This window comes from Labrys sp. E2SS-1L (assembly GCF_057073705.1).
The window spans coordinates 727,324-742,191 of record NZ_CP172713.1 but is presented as its reverse complement, the minus strand read 5'-3'; the positions used below and the strand labels follow the sequence as shown (position 1 = coordinate 742,191).

Genomic DNA, 14,868 nt, shown 5'->3' with positions numbered 1-14,868 from the left:
GGCGCGGCCATGAATATGAGAGTGCAGGTCGAGGACAAGGCCGTCCCGTCGGGCCTCGATGCTTTCCTGTCCGCGCTGGTGTCTGCCGGCTATGCCGGCGACATCGCGCGCGATCGCGCGACCCGCATCGTTCATGCCACGGACAACAGCATCTACCAGGTCGAGCCGACTGCGGTGCTGTTTACGCGCGATAGCGAGGATATCGCCCGCGTCGTCCGGCTGGCGGCTGATCATCGCATTCCGCTCTCGCCGCGCGGTGGCGGCACCGGCACCAACGGCCAGTCGCTGACGCGCGGGGTGCTGGTCGACACTTCCCGTCATATGAACCGCATCCTCGAATTCGACCTCGAACGGCAAAAGGTAACGGTCGAGCCGGGCGTGGTGCTCAACCAGCTCAACGCCTATCTGCAGCCTCACGGCTTGTTCTTTCCGCCCACCGTCTCCACCGCCTCGCGGGCCACGCTTGGCGGCATGGTTGCGACCGATGCCTCCGGCAAAGGCTCGCGCATCTATGGCAAGATCTCCGACTATATCGAGGCGATGGAGATCATTCTCGCCAATGGTGAGACCGTCCAGGTCGCGGCGATGCCGATTGCGGAAGCCCGCGAACTGGCCCGGCGCGAGGACGCTGCCGGCCGCATCCATCGCGAAGTCCTGCGGGTCGTCGATGAAAACGCCGAGCTGATTGCCTCGACCTTTCCGCAGATGAACCGGGGCCTGACCGGCTACAATCTCAAGCAGGTGCTCGGCGAGGATGGGCTGTTCCGCCTGTCCTATCTCCTGGCCGGCTCGGAAGGCACCCTCGCCTTCACCACCCGGCTGACCCTGCGGCTGCGCAGGCGCCCGGCCTGCCGGGCCCTGGTGCCGGTTCGCTACGCCACGTTCCAGGCGGCCCTCGTCGACGTCCAGCGCCTGCTGCAGGCCGAGCCGGCGGCGATCGAAATTCTGGACGACACTATCTTGTCCCTCGCCAGGCAGGACGTGGTGTGGGGAGAGATCGAAAGCGTTCTGGGACGCGATGACGGCAGCCCGGTGGGTGGGCTGAACTTCGTGGAGTTCGTCGGCGAGGCCCAGAGCGATATCGACGCGGCTTTGGCCCGCTTGTCGAACCTGCTCGCAGCCGAGCCGGACGCCGTTCTCGACTGGAAGGTCGTCACCGACCCCAAGACCATCGCCGGCCTGTGGTCCCTGCGCGAAAAGGCCGTCGGGCTGCTCGGTCGTCTTGGCGGAGGCAAGCAAGGCACGCCTTTCGTCGAGGATACCGCCGTTCCGCCCGAGAAACTGGCGCCCTATGTGGAAGAGCTCCGCGCCATCCTTGATCGTCACGGCCTCGCCTATGGCATGTTCGGCCATGCCGATGTCGGCTGCCTGCATGTGCGCCCGGCCCTTGACATGCGCCTGCCTGAGGATGCCGCTCTGATCCGGCCGGTCAGCGATGCCGTCGCCGCCCTGACCAAGAAATATGGCGGCCTGCTCTGGGGTGAGCATGGCCGCGGCTATCGCGGCGAATATTCGCCCTTTTTCTTCGGTGGCAAACTCTATGAGGAGCTGTGTGCCCTGAAGAGGGCCTTCGACCCGTTGAATCTGCTCAATCCCGGCAAGCTCGCCAGCGCTGATGCCGTCCTTCATCCGGTCGAGCGCATCGATGCCGTGCCGCTGCGCGGCGAGAAGGACCGAGCCATCGCCGCGCCGCTGCAGCGCGATTACGACAAGGCGATCGCCTGCAACGGCAATGGCGCCTGCTTCAATTGGGACAAGCACGATCCGATGTGCCCGTCCTACAAGTTCACCCGCGACCGCCGCCATTCGCCCAAGGGCCGGGCGGCGATGCTGCGTGAATGGGCGCGTTCGACCTCGGTCATCGAAACTCAACCGGCCGAAGCCCGGGACGCCGCCGAGATCGAGGACGAGCTCAAGGCTTCGCTGGATCTTTGCCTGGCCTGCAAGGCCTGTTCCAGCCAATGTCCGGTAAAGGTCGATATTCCCGCCATGAAGGCGCGTTTCCTCCAGCGCTACTTCACGCGCCGCCGCAGGCCGCTGCGCCATCGCGTCGTCGCTGCGATGGAGCCCGGCCTGGCTCTGGCCCGGCGCTTTCCCGGAATCGCCAATCTCGGCCTGCGCCTGATGGCGACGCCGCGCCTGGCGCGCTGGACCGGCCTCACCGACCTGCCGCGCCTGTCGGTGCCTGCACCGGCACCTCGCCTTCAGCCGCGCGACCTCGGCGGGCTTGCCGCCGGCGCCGGGCCGAACGCCGTCATCCTGATGGAAGACAGTTTCACCAGTTCCTTCGACGGCGGCGTGGTCGATGCCGTCGCCGGCCTGCTGGCGCGGCTCGGCTTTGAGGTGCACCGGGCGTCTCCTGCCGCCAACGGCAAGGCGCTGCATGCCCTTGGCATGCTCGACGCGTTCAACAAGGTCGCCGGCGCGGCCCGGGCCCATCAAAACGCATTGCTGGCCACGGGATTGCCGGTGGTCGGCATCGAACCCGTCGCCGTGCTGATGGGCCGGCATGAATATGTCGGACCCGGATTGGGGGAGCCTCTCGCCGTGCTCGGCCTCGACGAATTCCTGGCGCAGGCGCTCGAAAGCGGCCGGCTGGGACAGGCCCTCCCCGCTTCCGGGACCGCAGGCTTTCACCTTCTACCCCATTGCACCGAGAAGACGGCCAGGCCCGGCACCGGCCAGGCCTGGACCCGGATCTTCAAGCATTTCGGCCTCGAGCTCACCGTGCCGGCCACGGGTTGCTGCGGCATGGCCGGCCTGTTCGGGCACGAAGCCGAGCATGTTGAGATGTCGAAGGGCCTGTTCGCCATGAGCTGGGCACCGCGTCTTGACGGCCTTGCGCCCTCCGCGGTGCTCGCCACCGGCTTTTCCTGCCGCTGCCAGACCGAGCGCTGCCAGGGCTATGCCCCCCGCCATCCGGCGCAGGCCCTCCTCACGCATCTGGAGAGCCTTGCCCCACCGTCCCAGCCCCAGTTTCGCCAATCCAGACTTCACCAATCCAGACTTCACCAATCCAGACTTGGAGACACCCGATGAACGCCCCGCTTCGCAGCTCTGCCGTGCCTTTGTCCGTCACCGCCGATACCATCGCGCTGCTCGACCAGATCGGCGTCAGGCCTGAACTCTATACCGGCGGCAGCCTCCCGGCCCGCTCGCCGATCACCGGCGAGACCCTGGCCGGCGTGCCGGCCATCGGCACCGAGGAGGCGCTGGCGCGCATCGAAGCCGCCCATCGGGCCTTCCGCACCTGGCGCAACGTGCCCGCTCCCCGTCGCGGCGAGTTCGTACGCCTGCTCGGCGAGGAGTTGCGCGCCCACAAGGCTTCGCTCGGCCGGCTGATCTCGATCGAGGTCGGCAAGACCGCCTCCGAGGGCCTGGGTGAAGTCCAGGAGATGATCGACATCTGCGACTTCGCCGTCGGCCTGTCGCGCCAGCTCTACGGCCTCACCATCGCCACCGAGCGCGGCGACCATCGCATGATGGAGACTTGGCACCCCCTCGGCGTCGCTGGGGTGATCTCGGCCTTCAATTTCCCGGCGGCGGTCTGGTCGTGGAACGCGGCCCTCGCTCTGGTCTGCGGCAATGCCGTGGTGTGGAAACCCTCCGAGAAGACCCTGCTGGTCGCCCTGGCGACGCAGGCGCTGGTCGAGCGCGCCCTGGCCCGCTTCGCGGCCGAAGGCGATGCCGCGCCGGAAGGCCTCATCAGCGTACTCGCCGGCGACCGTAGCATCGGCGAACTCCTGGTCGACCACCCCAAGGTTCCCCTGGTTTCGGCCACCGGATCCACCGCGATGGGCCGGGCGGTCGGGCCGCGCCTGTCCCAGCGCTTCGCCCGCTCCATCCTGGAGCTCGGCGGCAACAATGCCGCCATCGTCTGCCCTTCGGCCGATCTCGACCTCACCTTGCGCGGCGTCGCCTTCGCGGCCATGGGCACGGCCGGCCAGCGCTGCACCAGCCTGCGCCGCCTCTTCGTGCATGACAGCGTCTATGAGGCCCTGGTGCCGCGCCTCAAGCGTGCCTATGCCTCGGTCTCGATCGGCAGCCCGCTCGAAGCCGGCACGTTGATCGGGCCGCTGATCGACGAAGCCGCCTTCAAGGCCATGCAGAAGGCTCTCGTCGCCGCGAAGGAAGCGGGCGGCAGCGTGCATGGCGGCGATCGCGTTGATCTCGGCCTGGCGGATGCCTATTACGTCGCGCCGGCCCTGGTGGAAATGCCCGGACAGCGCGGCCCCGTGCTGGAAGAGACCTTCGCCCCCATCCTCTATGTGATGAAATACAGCGATCTCGACACGGTGCTGGAGCTCCATAACGACGTGCCGCAGGGCCTGTCCTCCTCCATCTTCACCAACGACCTGCGCGAGGCCGAGACCTTCCTGTCGGCGCGCGGCTCCGATTGCGGCATCGCCAATGTCAATATCGGCCCCTCCGGGGCCGAGATCGGCGGTGCCTTCGGCGGCGAGAAGGAAACCGGCGGCGGGCGCGAGTCCGGTTCGGACGCCTGGAAGGCCTATATGCGCCGGGCCACCAACACCATCAATTACGGCCGCACCCTGCCGCTCGCCCAGGGCGTGAAGTTCGACGTCGAGTGAGACTGCCATGAACAGGGATGTGCGGATGTCACGGGGCTTTCGTCTCGCGCGCCGGATCACGGTTCCGCCCCGGCAATGGCTGCCTCCTCTCCTGGTTCGGTTGCGGTTTGACGGAATCGGTGGGAATCGCGAAGACGCCTGAGACAAGGTGCAAGAGCGCAGGCAAGGCTTGCGCTCGAACGCATCTGCTCCAGGGTTGGCGAGAGCAACCCGCCCCAATGATCGTTCCAGACGGGGGGATCGCGTGCCGATCGACGTCATCATCCGCGATTTCAGCGCCACCGACCGCGAGCCTTGCACCCGAATCTTGTCCAAGGCCGGCCGCCAGGCCTTCTACTGGGCCGATTGGCCCGTCTTCGACGGCCCTGGTTTCGATGAGGTCACGAAGGGCGAAAGAATATTGGTGGCCGAGGCGCGCAACCAGGTCGCCGGCTTTGCCGCCGTCTACACGCCTGAGAATTTCCTGCATCACCTCTATGTCGATCCCGACCTCGCCGGCTGCGGCGTCGGGGTTGCCTTGCTCGGCGAGGCCGTCAGGCAATACGGCCCGGCCCTGTCGCTGAAATGCCAGACCCGCAACCAGGTGGCGCGAAACTTCTATCGCAAATGCGGCTGGCTGGAGGACGAACAAGGCGGTGGGACCGACGGGATCGGCTCCTGGCTCTTCATCCGCAGTCCCCAGGCTGCCTTGCAGGCCGGCGCCTCTCGCGGGGACTGATCGGCCCCAATGGCCGTCTTGCGGGGCGCTTCGCGATGCTGGAACCCGTGAGCATCCCCGTGGACGCACGCTCAGTCGCCGATCGAACGAATGACCCTGGCCGGATTGCCTGCGACGAGCGTATTCGGGGGCACGTCCCTTGTGACCACGGAACCCGCCGCAACAACCGAGTTTTCTCCGATCGTCACCCCGCCGATGATCGTCACGCTGCCAGCGATCCAGACATTTCTCTCAATCGCAACGGGCTTTGCGATGACGGAGGCGCGCCGTTGCGAAGGCTCGAGGGGATGGCTGGACGTGAGAATGCTTACATTCGGGCCGATCATCACATCATCGGCAATATCCAGACCGCCAAGGTCGTAGAACGTACAGTTCTGATTGATGAAAACGTTGCGCCCGACGCGGGTGTCCGTCCCGCCGGTCGTGTAGAATGGCGGGATCAGCACGAAGCTGTCGTCCACCTTCCGGCCGATGAGGTCGCCGAACAGCGTCCGGACCTCATCCGCATCGTTGAACGTCAAGCGGTTGAGAGCCGCCGTGATCGCCATCGCCCGCTGGACGCTTGCCAGCATGGCCGCTGATTCAGGCGTTCTCCTGGGAATGATCTTGGTGCGATCATCGTGCGCCATTGGCTGTTTTCCTTCGGACACGGTCGAGTGAGCGTTCGACACATGGCGGCCGCGCCACGATTCGATGACGATAACGCCAGGGTTCTTGCGGCCGGTTTAAGCGAGAGCCCGTATGGATTTGGCCCTCTCCCATAAACCGGCCCTGCCCTGGCGGGCGCCGATAGGTTATCGTTCACGCAGCCTCATCCCGAGCGAACTCTGACAAAGAACCATGCCGATAGATCGCAGCCCCCCGCTTCCCGCGCGCTTTCCCGAAAGGCGCGACCAGACCTCGGGCCTCAATCTGGTGCAGGCAGCCGATCACAATCTGCGCGTTACTCTGGAGGCATTGCGGCGCGGCGGGGCGATGACGCGGCTCGAACTCGCCCAGGTCACCGGCCTCACCGTGCCGGGCATCGCCAACATCCTGCGCCGCCTGACCGGCGAAGGCCTGATCGAGACCAACAGCTCGGCGCGCTCGGACCGCTTTGCCATTCGCCGGGGCAGCGCCGTGTCGATCGGGGTCGATCTTGCCGGCGCACGGGCGAGGCTGATCGCCGCCGATCTTGCCGGCACGCCGCTCTTTGCCGAGGAAGCGCCGGCCGCGGAGAGCGAGCCGGCCGAGGCTACCGCCTGGATCCGGCGGGCGATCTCCCGGCTCTCGGCGACGGCACCGGGCGGCCGTCTGTTCGGCATCGGCGTGACGGCAGGCGAACATGCCGAGGCGATCCGGGCCGCGCTTGCTCCCTACCGGGCCATCGTCGAACGCGATACGGTCGCTGCGGCGATCAGCGAGAGGCAATCCGGCATTGCAACGGCAGATGACAGTTTCGTCTTCATCCTGCTCGGCGCCGCCGTGCGCGCCGGCATGATCATCGGCGGCACCGTCTTCGACGGCGCCGAGCACAAGGCCGGCCTGGTCGGATTGATGCGCACCGGCCGCGACGGGCGCTATCTCGACCAGGTAGCGGCGACCAGCCGCCTGCCAAGCCATGATTTGTCGGACCCTGCCGTGCAGCAATGGCTCGACGATGCCGCCGAGCATCTGACCGACATGATCATCGCCATGGCAGCCTTCATCGGGCCGCGCCTGATCGTGGTGGGCGGCCGCTTGCCGACGCTGCTTCTGGAAGCGCTTGCCGCACGCCTGCAGGTGCTGCGCCGGAGCCGGATGATCGACCCGACACACCCGTTCTGGCTGCCGGAAATCCGCTGCAGTACGCTCTCCGAGCAGGGCGTGGCACAAGGGATCGCGGCGATCCCCTTCCTCGATATCCTGCTGCCGGACATGCGCCGAACCGTCCTTGTCCGCCAGAGCCTCAGCGAAGATCGCGGGCCCGCAAGGGCGAACGCGTCCGCTGGGCCGGATCGGCCGCCTCCAGCCTGAGGGCATGGGCGAGCGGCATGGTTGCCGCCCCCAGCGCCGCGGCATCTTCCGAGCCCCCGGCACGATAGACCGGCGGTATCGGCCTTGGATCGCGTGCAAGTTCCTCGTGGACGAAGAGCAGCAGCTTGTCCATCAAGGTCACCGGCAGGCGGCCGCCGATCAACACCGCATCGGGATTGATCAGGAGGCCGATATCGATGGCCGCCTCGGCCAGATGCCGGGCCGCCATGCGCAGCCAGATCAACACCAGATCCTTGCCACGCTCGTCGAGCCCCAGCAATTGCTGGGGCTGTGTGACGGCGATGCCGTGCCGGGCCAGAAAGTCGTAGAGCTGCAGCAGCGAGACGAGCTGGCCGAGCGGCTGCACACCGTCGCCTTCCCGGCCCCCCGCAGGCGACAGCGGCAGCCAGCCGATTTCCCCGCTGATACCGCTGGACCCGTGATAGCAGGCGCCGTCGAGCACGATGCCCCCGCCCAGCCCCGCGCCGATGAAGATGTAGAAAAAGCTGCGGATCTCCACGCCGAGCCCATAGGTGAGCTCGCCGATCGCTGCGGCCGTCGCGTCATTGTCGATGAAGACAGGCTGTTCCGTGAAGGCGGCAAAGCGGGCGCGGATATCCGTCTCTTCCCAGATGGAATAGGCCTCGGGCATGCCGATGAAGGGAATCTCGCCCAGGAGGTCGGGAATGGCGAGGCCGATGCCGACCAGCTTGTTCTCGTCGATGGCATGGCGACGCCGGAAGGTCTTGAGAGCCTCCTTCACCTCGGCGAAGAAGGCGTCGGGCAGGAGATAGCGCACCTCCCGATGCAGCCGGTCACGCACCGTGCCGAGCGCATCGACGGCGACGATCGTGAGATGGTCGCGCCCGAGGCCGATGCCCACCGAAAAGCAGCCCTCGGGATTGATCTCCAGCTCGATCGCCGGCTGCCCGCGCATGCCGTAGCGCCGGCGTGCCTCGATGATCAGCCCGTCATCGAGCAGCTTTTCGGTGATGCGGGCGACCGCCTGCTTGCTGAGGCCGGAACGGCGCGCCAGCTCGGTGCGCGAAATCGGCTGGCTCCAGCGGATGGTGCGCAGGATCACGGCCTGGTTGTGGCTGGCGGCGTGGCCGGAATTGGAGCCGGCAAGCTCGCCCGGCAGGAGGGAGGATTTCATATCCGGACCGATCAAGCCGCACGCTATCCCATCTTGTCAACCGTGGCGCTCGGCGCGGGCATTCTCCTGGGAGCGCGGGCGTCGTCGCCCGCTCTTGAAAACGGGACGCTCGATGAAGAGAAGGCGGATCGTCAGACACTCACTTGAGTATCGTAGGGACGTCCGCCCTCCCGGAAAGTTACTCCCTCTTCAGCACCCAGCTGCGCACCTCGAAGGGCTTGAGATCCGGGCCATCGGCCCGCAACACCGCCTCTTCGAGGATGTCGACGGCCTCGCCGAGCCGCCAGCCCGCGGCCGGTTTGACGGCGAAGGCACCGCGGGCGCCGGCGGGCTCATAGACGCGCAGGATGAGCCCCCCGCCCTGTTCCGCCCGCTTGAGACCGCCAAGCCCGGCCGCGATGCCCTCGACGGCGAGCGGCCGATGCGACCCCGGATGCAGGCCGGTGGCAGCGAGTGCCAGCACCGGCTGGTTCAAATCGAGCGCCTCCTCGCGTACGCCGCCCTCATGCCAGCTGCCCTGGTGCGGCAGGAGCGCATAGGTGAAGCTCTGCTCGCCCTCATCGGCCAGCGGATCGGGATAGATGGGCGCACGCACCAGGCTCAGCCCGAGCACATTGCCCTTTACGCTATGGCCATATTTGGCGTCGTTCAGGATGGCGACGCCGAAACCGGGCTCCGACAGATCGGCAAAACGATGGGCCGGCACCTCATATTGGGCGCTCTCCCAAGAGGTGTTGTCGCGGGTCGAACGCCCTACGACACCGAAGGCACATTCGAAGGTGGCGAAGTCCGAGCGTACCGCCACCGGCGTCAGGGTCCTGAGCAGCACGCGGCGATCATGCCAGTCGAGATCGGTCCTGATCTCCAGGCGCGGCGAGTTGGCCCACAGCCGCAGGGTCTGGCTAATGGTGGAGTCGCGGAAGCGCCTGACGATCCTGACGGCAACGCGATGCGGACCGGTCTCGACGATTTCGATCGCCTCCACCGCCGTCAGTTCCTGGCCATTGGCGGTGTAGTCGTCCTCGATGTCCCAGGCATCCCAGTTGCGCGGTTTGTCCATGGCATAGGCCCAGAGCTGGTTGCCGCGGCCGGCCAGCGCCTCGCGCGCGGCACGCTTGTCGTAAAGGCTAGCGAGCGTGCCGTCGCCATTGAGTGCAACCCGCACGAAGCGGTTTTCGAGGCCGGTCTTCGAGACCATGAGGCCCGAGGTCGGCACCAGTCCAGCACGATCGAGCACAGCGATGCCCAGAGGAGGCAGCGTCCCTTCCGGCGCCAGGGGAGCGCCGTCGATTTCGCAGCGGATGGGCCGCGCATGAAGGTCGGGATTGACCACCACCAGCACATCCGCCGACCCGCTTTTGGGAAGCTGCGCCGCCACGGCGGCGAGCCCGGCTTTCTGCACTTCCCGGCCCGTCGCCAGCGCCTCGCCGAGCTCACGCTCGGCATCCTCGTAGATCTCGCGAATGCCCGAGCCCGGCAGGATGTCGTGAAACTCGTTCTTGAGCACCTTGTGCCAGGCCGGCTCCAGGCTGTCGGGCAGAGGGCCGCCGAGCAGTGCCGCCAGCGAGGCGACGGTCTCTGCCGTGATCAGGGCCCTCTCGGCGTGGCGGTGCAGCTTTTTGGTGTGACTTTGCGTGGTCAGCGTGGCCCGGTGCAGTTCGAGATAGATTTCGCCCGACCAGACCGGGATTTTCTCCGCCGGCACTTCGTTGTGTATACGAGCGTAGAAATCTTCGACCCGGACCGGCCTGAGCGCCGGGATCGCCGGGAAATCGGCGAGCTGGGCCTGACGCTCCAGCATTTCCGGCGTGGTGCCGCCGCCGCCATCGCCATAGCCGACAGCGAGCAGGCTTTCGTCATGGATGTCCTTGCGGCGGAAATTCTTCCAGGTCGGGATGACGGCCGCCGGTTCGGTCGAGCCATTATAGCCGTGCAGCGGATTGTCGAAGGTGTGGGCGATCACCCGGCTGCCATCGAGACCCTCCCAGAAGAAGAGGTCATGCGGGAAGCGATTGGTCTCCGACCAGTTCACCTTGATGGTGAAGAAGGAATCCATGCCGCCCTGCCTGAGCAGTTGCGGCAGGGCCGGCGAGAAGCCGAAGCAATCCGGCAGCCAGCAGACGCGATGGCGCACGCCGAACTGGCGCTGGAAGTAGCGCTGGCCGTAGAGAATCTGGCGCACGAAGCTCTCGCCCGTCGGCATGTTGGTGTCGGGCTCGACCCACATGCCGCCGATGGTTTCCCATTGGCCCTTCTTCACCGCCGCGGCGATATCGGCGAACAGCGCCGGATCGTCCTCCTCGATCTGGGCGTAATAGGCAGCCGTGGACTGATTGAAGACGAAGCTCGGGAACTGCTCCATCAGGCGCAGGGCCGTGTGGAAGGTGCGGCGCGCCTTGCGCCGCGTCTCGTCATAGGGCCAGAGCCAGGCGAGATCGATATGGGCATGGCCGGTGATACCGAGCTTGCCTTGCTGGGGAAAGCGGACCTTGAGGGCGCGCAATTCGGCGACGAGCGCATCATGCGCCGCCGCCACGCTGGCGCGATGGTCCTGCCGCAGGCCGTCGGGGTTCGATTTCAGGGCCGGCAACTGCCAGATCGAGCGCTGCTGGGTGTAGTCGCCCATGCGCGCGACATAGTCCGAGGTGGCCGAAGGCCAGTCGAGCGCGGCATGAGTGCGCTCGGCCGCGCCGACGAGATGGGGCACCACCTCATGCTCGCCCAGCAGCCGCGCTACCTCGGCCACCTGCTTGAGCAGCAGGCGCAGCCGATGCACGGATGGTTCGATGCGCGCCAGGCGTGCCGCCACCAGGCGTGGCTCGGGCACCGGCTCGCCGAAGGGGAGCCGGGCGACGCTGTCGGTCTCGATCGAGAAGCGCCGGCCGGGTACCGGATATTCCTGGTGGTAGGGATCGTGGCCGTAGCGCTTCTGCCCGGCCTCGCTCGTCAGCGTGACCAGGCTCTCGCCGCCGAGATCGAGGATCAGGCGGACCTCCTCCAAAGGCCAGGACTGGGGCACCTCGGCCTTGGCGGCGAAATGCACGACGCCGTCGCGCCTCGGCCAGTCGGCGCCGAGGGTGATCGGTTCGCCATTGAAGGTCCAGCCTTCGACGGCGACCTTTTCGTGCTCTCGCCAGAAACCGAGCTCGAGCACGCGGACATTCAGGCGATCGATCCGCTGCTGGATCGTAAGTGACATCTTAAACTCCTAGATAAAACAATATGTTATGATCTAACCTTTAACTGCTCCGGCAGTCAGCGCTCCCACCACCATGCGCTGCAGCGCCACGAAGGCGATGATGGCCGGGACGACCGCCACCAGGCAGGCGGCTGCCAGCACCTGGGTGGTGGAGGCATTGGAGGTGCCGGCGAAATTGAAGATCGCCACCGCGATCGGCAGTTGCGGATCCTTGTTGAGTAGCAGGAAGGGGATCAGGAACTGCGACCAGTTGAGGATCATGATCAGGATGAAGGCGGAAGCGATGCCGGGCGTGATCAGCGGCAAAGTGATGCGCCAGAAGATGCCGAAGCGGCTGCAGCCATCGATGGCGGCCGCCTCCTCCAATTCGCGCGGGATGGCGTCGATGGCGCTCTTGAGCAGCCAGGTGCACATGGGAATGCCCACGGCGATATAGACCATGATCACGCCGAAATGGCTGTTGAGCAGGCCGAGATCGCTCATATAGCGATAGAGCGGTACGAGGATGACGAGGGGCGAGACCATCTGGAAGGCGAGGATCGCCATCATCAGGGCCGAGCGGCCGGTGAACCAGAAGCGTGAAAAGGCATAGGCGGCCGGCGCTGCCACTGCGAGGCAGCCGAGCCCCCCGAGCGCCGAGAGTTTCAACCCGTTCCACAGGTAGACCAGGAAGGCGGGGTCGCTCAGCACCTGCTCGAAATTGGCGAGCGTCGGGCGCTTGGGGATGAAGCGGGCTGCCCCCAGAAACACCTCCTGGCGCGAGCGCAGCGCCAGCGACAGCAGCCACAGGAGCGGCGTCAGGAAGAAGGCGGCGATCAGCACGGCCAGTATATAGGTGGCGACATCGCCCCATTTCTCGCGGCGCTCGCCCTTCATGTCCGATCCTCCCAGCGTGGCAGGAAAGCGGCGTAAAACAGGGCCAACGCCAGGCTGATCGCCAGCATCAGCACGGAGAGCATGCTGCCGCCGGCGAGGTCGTAATTGCGGAAGACGGTGTTGTAGGTGAAGAGCGAGAGCACTTCCGTCGCCCGCCCGGGCCCGCCACCGGTGAGGGAGATGATGGCGTCGAAGGTATTGAGCGTCTGGATGGTGATCAGGATCGAATTGACCAGGATGGCGCTGCGCATCATCGGCAGGGTGACGAAGCGGAATTTCTGCCAGCCATTGGCGCCGTCGACATTGGCCGCCTCGTAGAGCGTAGGATCGATGCCCTTGAGCGCGGCGTAGAACACGATCATCGAAAAGGCCGTGCCGCGCCAGACATTGGAGATGATGGCCGAAATCATGGCGTTGCCCGGATCGGACAGCCAGGCCACCGGGGCGATATGCAGCATGCGAAGCACGCTGTTGATCGCCCCGAAAGGCGCCTCCGAGAACAGCATCTGCCAGATCAAGCCGTTGGCGATGCCGGGAATGACCCAGGCGATCAGCACGATGGTGCGGATCACCGTCATGCCGGGCAGGCGGCGGCGCTCGCCGCGGACCACCACCAAAGCGATGCCGAAGCCGACCGCCTGCTGGCCGATCACGCTCGCCGCGCAGAAGACGAAGGTGGTGAGGAGGATATCGCCGAGCGCCGCATTGCCGAGCATGGCGTAGAGGGTGTCGAGCGTATAGCGCTCCTCGGAACTGAGCAGCGTCGCATTGGTCAGGGACAGGCGGAAGACGTCGACGATCGGATAGAGATAGAAGGCGGCGAGCAGCAGCACGGCCGGCGCCAGCCAGGAGAAGGGATTGGTGTCGATCCGCCCGGCCAGGCCGAGCCCGCGCTGGCGGCGCGGCACGGCGGCAATGGCGGCCCTGGTCGTCGACATGGCGTCCCCCTCCTGTCTGGCCCCAATCTGCGGGTTCGGCTGTCCTTCCCTTATTTCTGCCGGGTATAGGCCGCCTGCACGGCGGCATTGGCGGCATCGAGGGCTGCTTCCGGCGTCTTGGTGCCGGCCAGCACCTCGCCCATCATCACCTGGATCTGGTTGGAGATCTCGGCATAGATCGGTACGCCCGGCCTGGCCTGGCCATGGGTGAGTGCCGCCGCAAAGGCCTTGTTCGCCTCGGTCTTGAAGACGTCGAACTTGTCATATTGCGCCTTGGAGGTCGGCAGTTGCTGCTGCAGGGCGTTGCCCAGCCCCGAATAGACCTCCTTGGCGATCGCCGCGCACATGGCGACCTTCTCCGGATCGTTGGCAAAGGCTCCGACCGTCCAGCCGCCGGTACCGGTGGCATTCTGCCCGGCGGTCGGTCCCGGAATCTCCGAGAAGGTCCATTGCTCGAAGGCTTCCGGCTCGAGAATGGTCTTGAGCTGGCCATATTGCCAGTTGCCGCCGATGAACAAGGCTGTCGTCCCGGCTGCAGCGGCGGCGTTCAGCTCGTCATAGTTCATGATGGTGGTGACGCGCTTGGGCGCCGCGCCGGAATCAACGAGATCCTTGAAGTATTTGACGGCCTTGAGGAATTTCTCGCGGTTCTCGCCCTCCGCGAAAACGGGCTTGCCGCTGTCGTCGACGAGTTTGCCGCCCTGGCTCCAGAAATTGGCGAGCCAGTCGAAGGTGGTGGCCTCCCAGCGCCCGGCATTGAAGAGCAGGCCCTCCATGCCCTTCTCCTTGGAAGCGAGAGCTGCCGCCTTCAATTCGTCCCAGGTCTTGGGGGCGTCCGGCACCACGTCCTTCTTGCGGTAGAGCACGCGCAGATCGGTATCCCACCACCAGGCATAGATCTTGCCGTCCTTGCCGGTGATGCCCTGGCGCACGAAGGGGAAGAGATCGTTGACCTCGTCCTTGGTGAAATAGGCGTCGAGCGGCTTGAGCACGCCGGCACCGATGAACAGGGCCAGCACGAAGGAATCCACCGCGGCGCAATCGGGGCCCCGCCCGGCTTTGGCCTGTTCGAGCATGCGGGCCTGCTCCTGGCCGATATTGTCGGACATGCGTTCGAGCTCGATCTTCCAGCCAGGATGGCGCTGGATGAAGTCGCCGAACAGCTTCTTGTAACCCTCCGCCCAGACCGGGTCGGTGCTGTCAGGCCCGTCGCCCGTGAGCCGGAAGGTCAGTGATTTCGGAGCATCGGCCGGCCCGATCCGGCTCTTGGTGACGAGGTCTTCGGCCTGTGACGAGGCGGTTGCGAAGGCAACGGCCGAGGCGAGCAACGCGGCAACCAGACGCTTGCGCATCTTGTTTCTCCCTGGGGTGTTTCCTCGATCGGGCGGATCGGT

General features: G+C 66.0%; 10 protein-coding genes. 4 read left to right on the top strand and 6 right to left on the bottom strand.

What is annotated here, in order from left to right:
- The first annotated feature begins 9 nt into the window (after positions 1-9).
- From ACIGJE_RS29060 to ACIGJE_RS29050, 3 genes are all read left to right on the top strand, one after another.
- Positions 10-3,039: an FAD-binding and (Fe-S)-binding domain-containing protein gene (locus ACIGJE_RS29060; protein WP_415083598.1), complete on the top strand. Its 3,030-nt coding sequence runs from the start codon at positions 10-12 to the stop codon at positions 3,037-3,039.
- Complete coding sequence (gene amaB / locus ACIGJE_RS29055) at positions 3,036-4,592, top strand: L-piperidine-6-carboxylate dehydrogenase (protein WP_415083596.1); 1,557 nt, start codon at positions 3,036-3,038, stop codon at positions 4,590-4,592. The genes ACIGJE_RS29060 and amaB overlap by 4 nt, the downstream gene beginning before the upstream one ends.
- 244 nt (positions 4,593-4,836) lie before the next feature.
- Positions 4,837-5,310, top strand: a complete 474-nt coding sequence (locus ACIGJE_RS29050; RefSeq protein WP_415083594.1) for a GNAT family N-acetyltransferase — start codon at positions 4,837-4,839, stop codon at positions 5,308-5,310.
- A 71-nt stretch (positions 5,311-5,381) separates the two neighbouring features.
- Here the strand turns inward: ACIGJE_RS29050 and ACIGJE_RS29045 are convergent, their stop codons facing one another.
- Positions 5,382-5,939, bottom strand: a complete 558-nt coding sequence (locus ACIGJE_RS29045) for a sugar O-acetyltransferase (RefSeq protein ID WP_415083592.1) — start codon at positions 5,937-5,939, stop codon at positions 5,382-5,384.
- 211 nt (positions 5,940-6,150) lie between these two features.
- Between ACIGJE_RS29045 and ACIGJE_RS29040 the strand changes: the two genes are divergently transcribed.
- Positions 6,151-7,305, top strand: a complete 1,155-nt coding sequence (locus tag ACIGJE_RS29040; protein WP_415083590.1) for an ROK family transcriptional regulator — start codon at positions 6,151-6,153, stop codon at positions 7,303-7,305.
- Here ACIGJE_RS29040 and ACIGJE_RS29035 read toward each other — a convergent pair.
- From ACIGJE_RS29035 to ACIGJE_RS29015, 5 genes are all read right to left on the bottom strand, one after another.
- The gene (locus ACIGJE_RS29035; RefSeq protein WP_415083588.1) at positions 7,238-8,461 is read right to left on the bottom strand and encodes an ROK family transcriptional regulator; all 1,224 of its coding nucleotides are present in this window, start codon (positions 8,459-8,461) and stop codon (positions 7,238-7,240) included. The genes ACIGJE_RS29040 and ACIGJE_RS29035 overlap by 68 nt on opposite strands.
- Positions 8,462-8,639: 178 nt before the next feature.
- Entirely contained in the window at positions 8,640-11,660 is a 3,021-nt protein-coding gene (locus ACIGJE_RS29030; RefSeq protein WP_415083585.1) for an alpha-mannosidase, read from the bottom strand.
- A 33-nt stretch (positions 11,661-11,693) separates the two neighbouring features.
- On the bottom strand, positions 11,694-12,536 hold the full coding sequence (locus tag ACIGJE_RS29025) for a carbohydrate ABC transporter permease (RefSeq protein ID WP_311941199.1): 843 nt from the start codon (positions 12,534-12,536) through the stop codon (positions 11,694-11,696).
- Complete coding sequence (locus tag ACIGJE_RS29020; RefSeq protein ID WP_415083583.1) at positions 12,533-13,474, bottom strand: carbohydrate ABC transporter permease; 942 nt, start codon at positions 13,472-13,474, stop codon at positions 12,533-12,535. The genes ACIGJE_RS29025 and ACIGJE_RS29020 overlap by 4 nt, the downstream gene beginning before the upstream one ends.
- A 50-nt stretch (positions 13,475-13,524) precedes the next feature.
- Positions 13,525-14,826 carry an extracellular solute-binding protein gene (locus ACIGJE_RS29015; RefSeq protein ID WP_415083581.1) on the bottom strand — a complete coding sequence of 434 codons (1,302 nt, stop codon included), beginning with the start codon at positions 14,824-14,826 and terminating at the stop codon, positions 13,525-13,527.
- Positions 14,827-14,868: the final 42 nt, after the last annotated feature.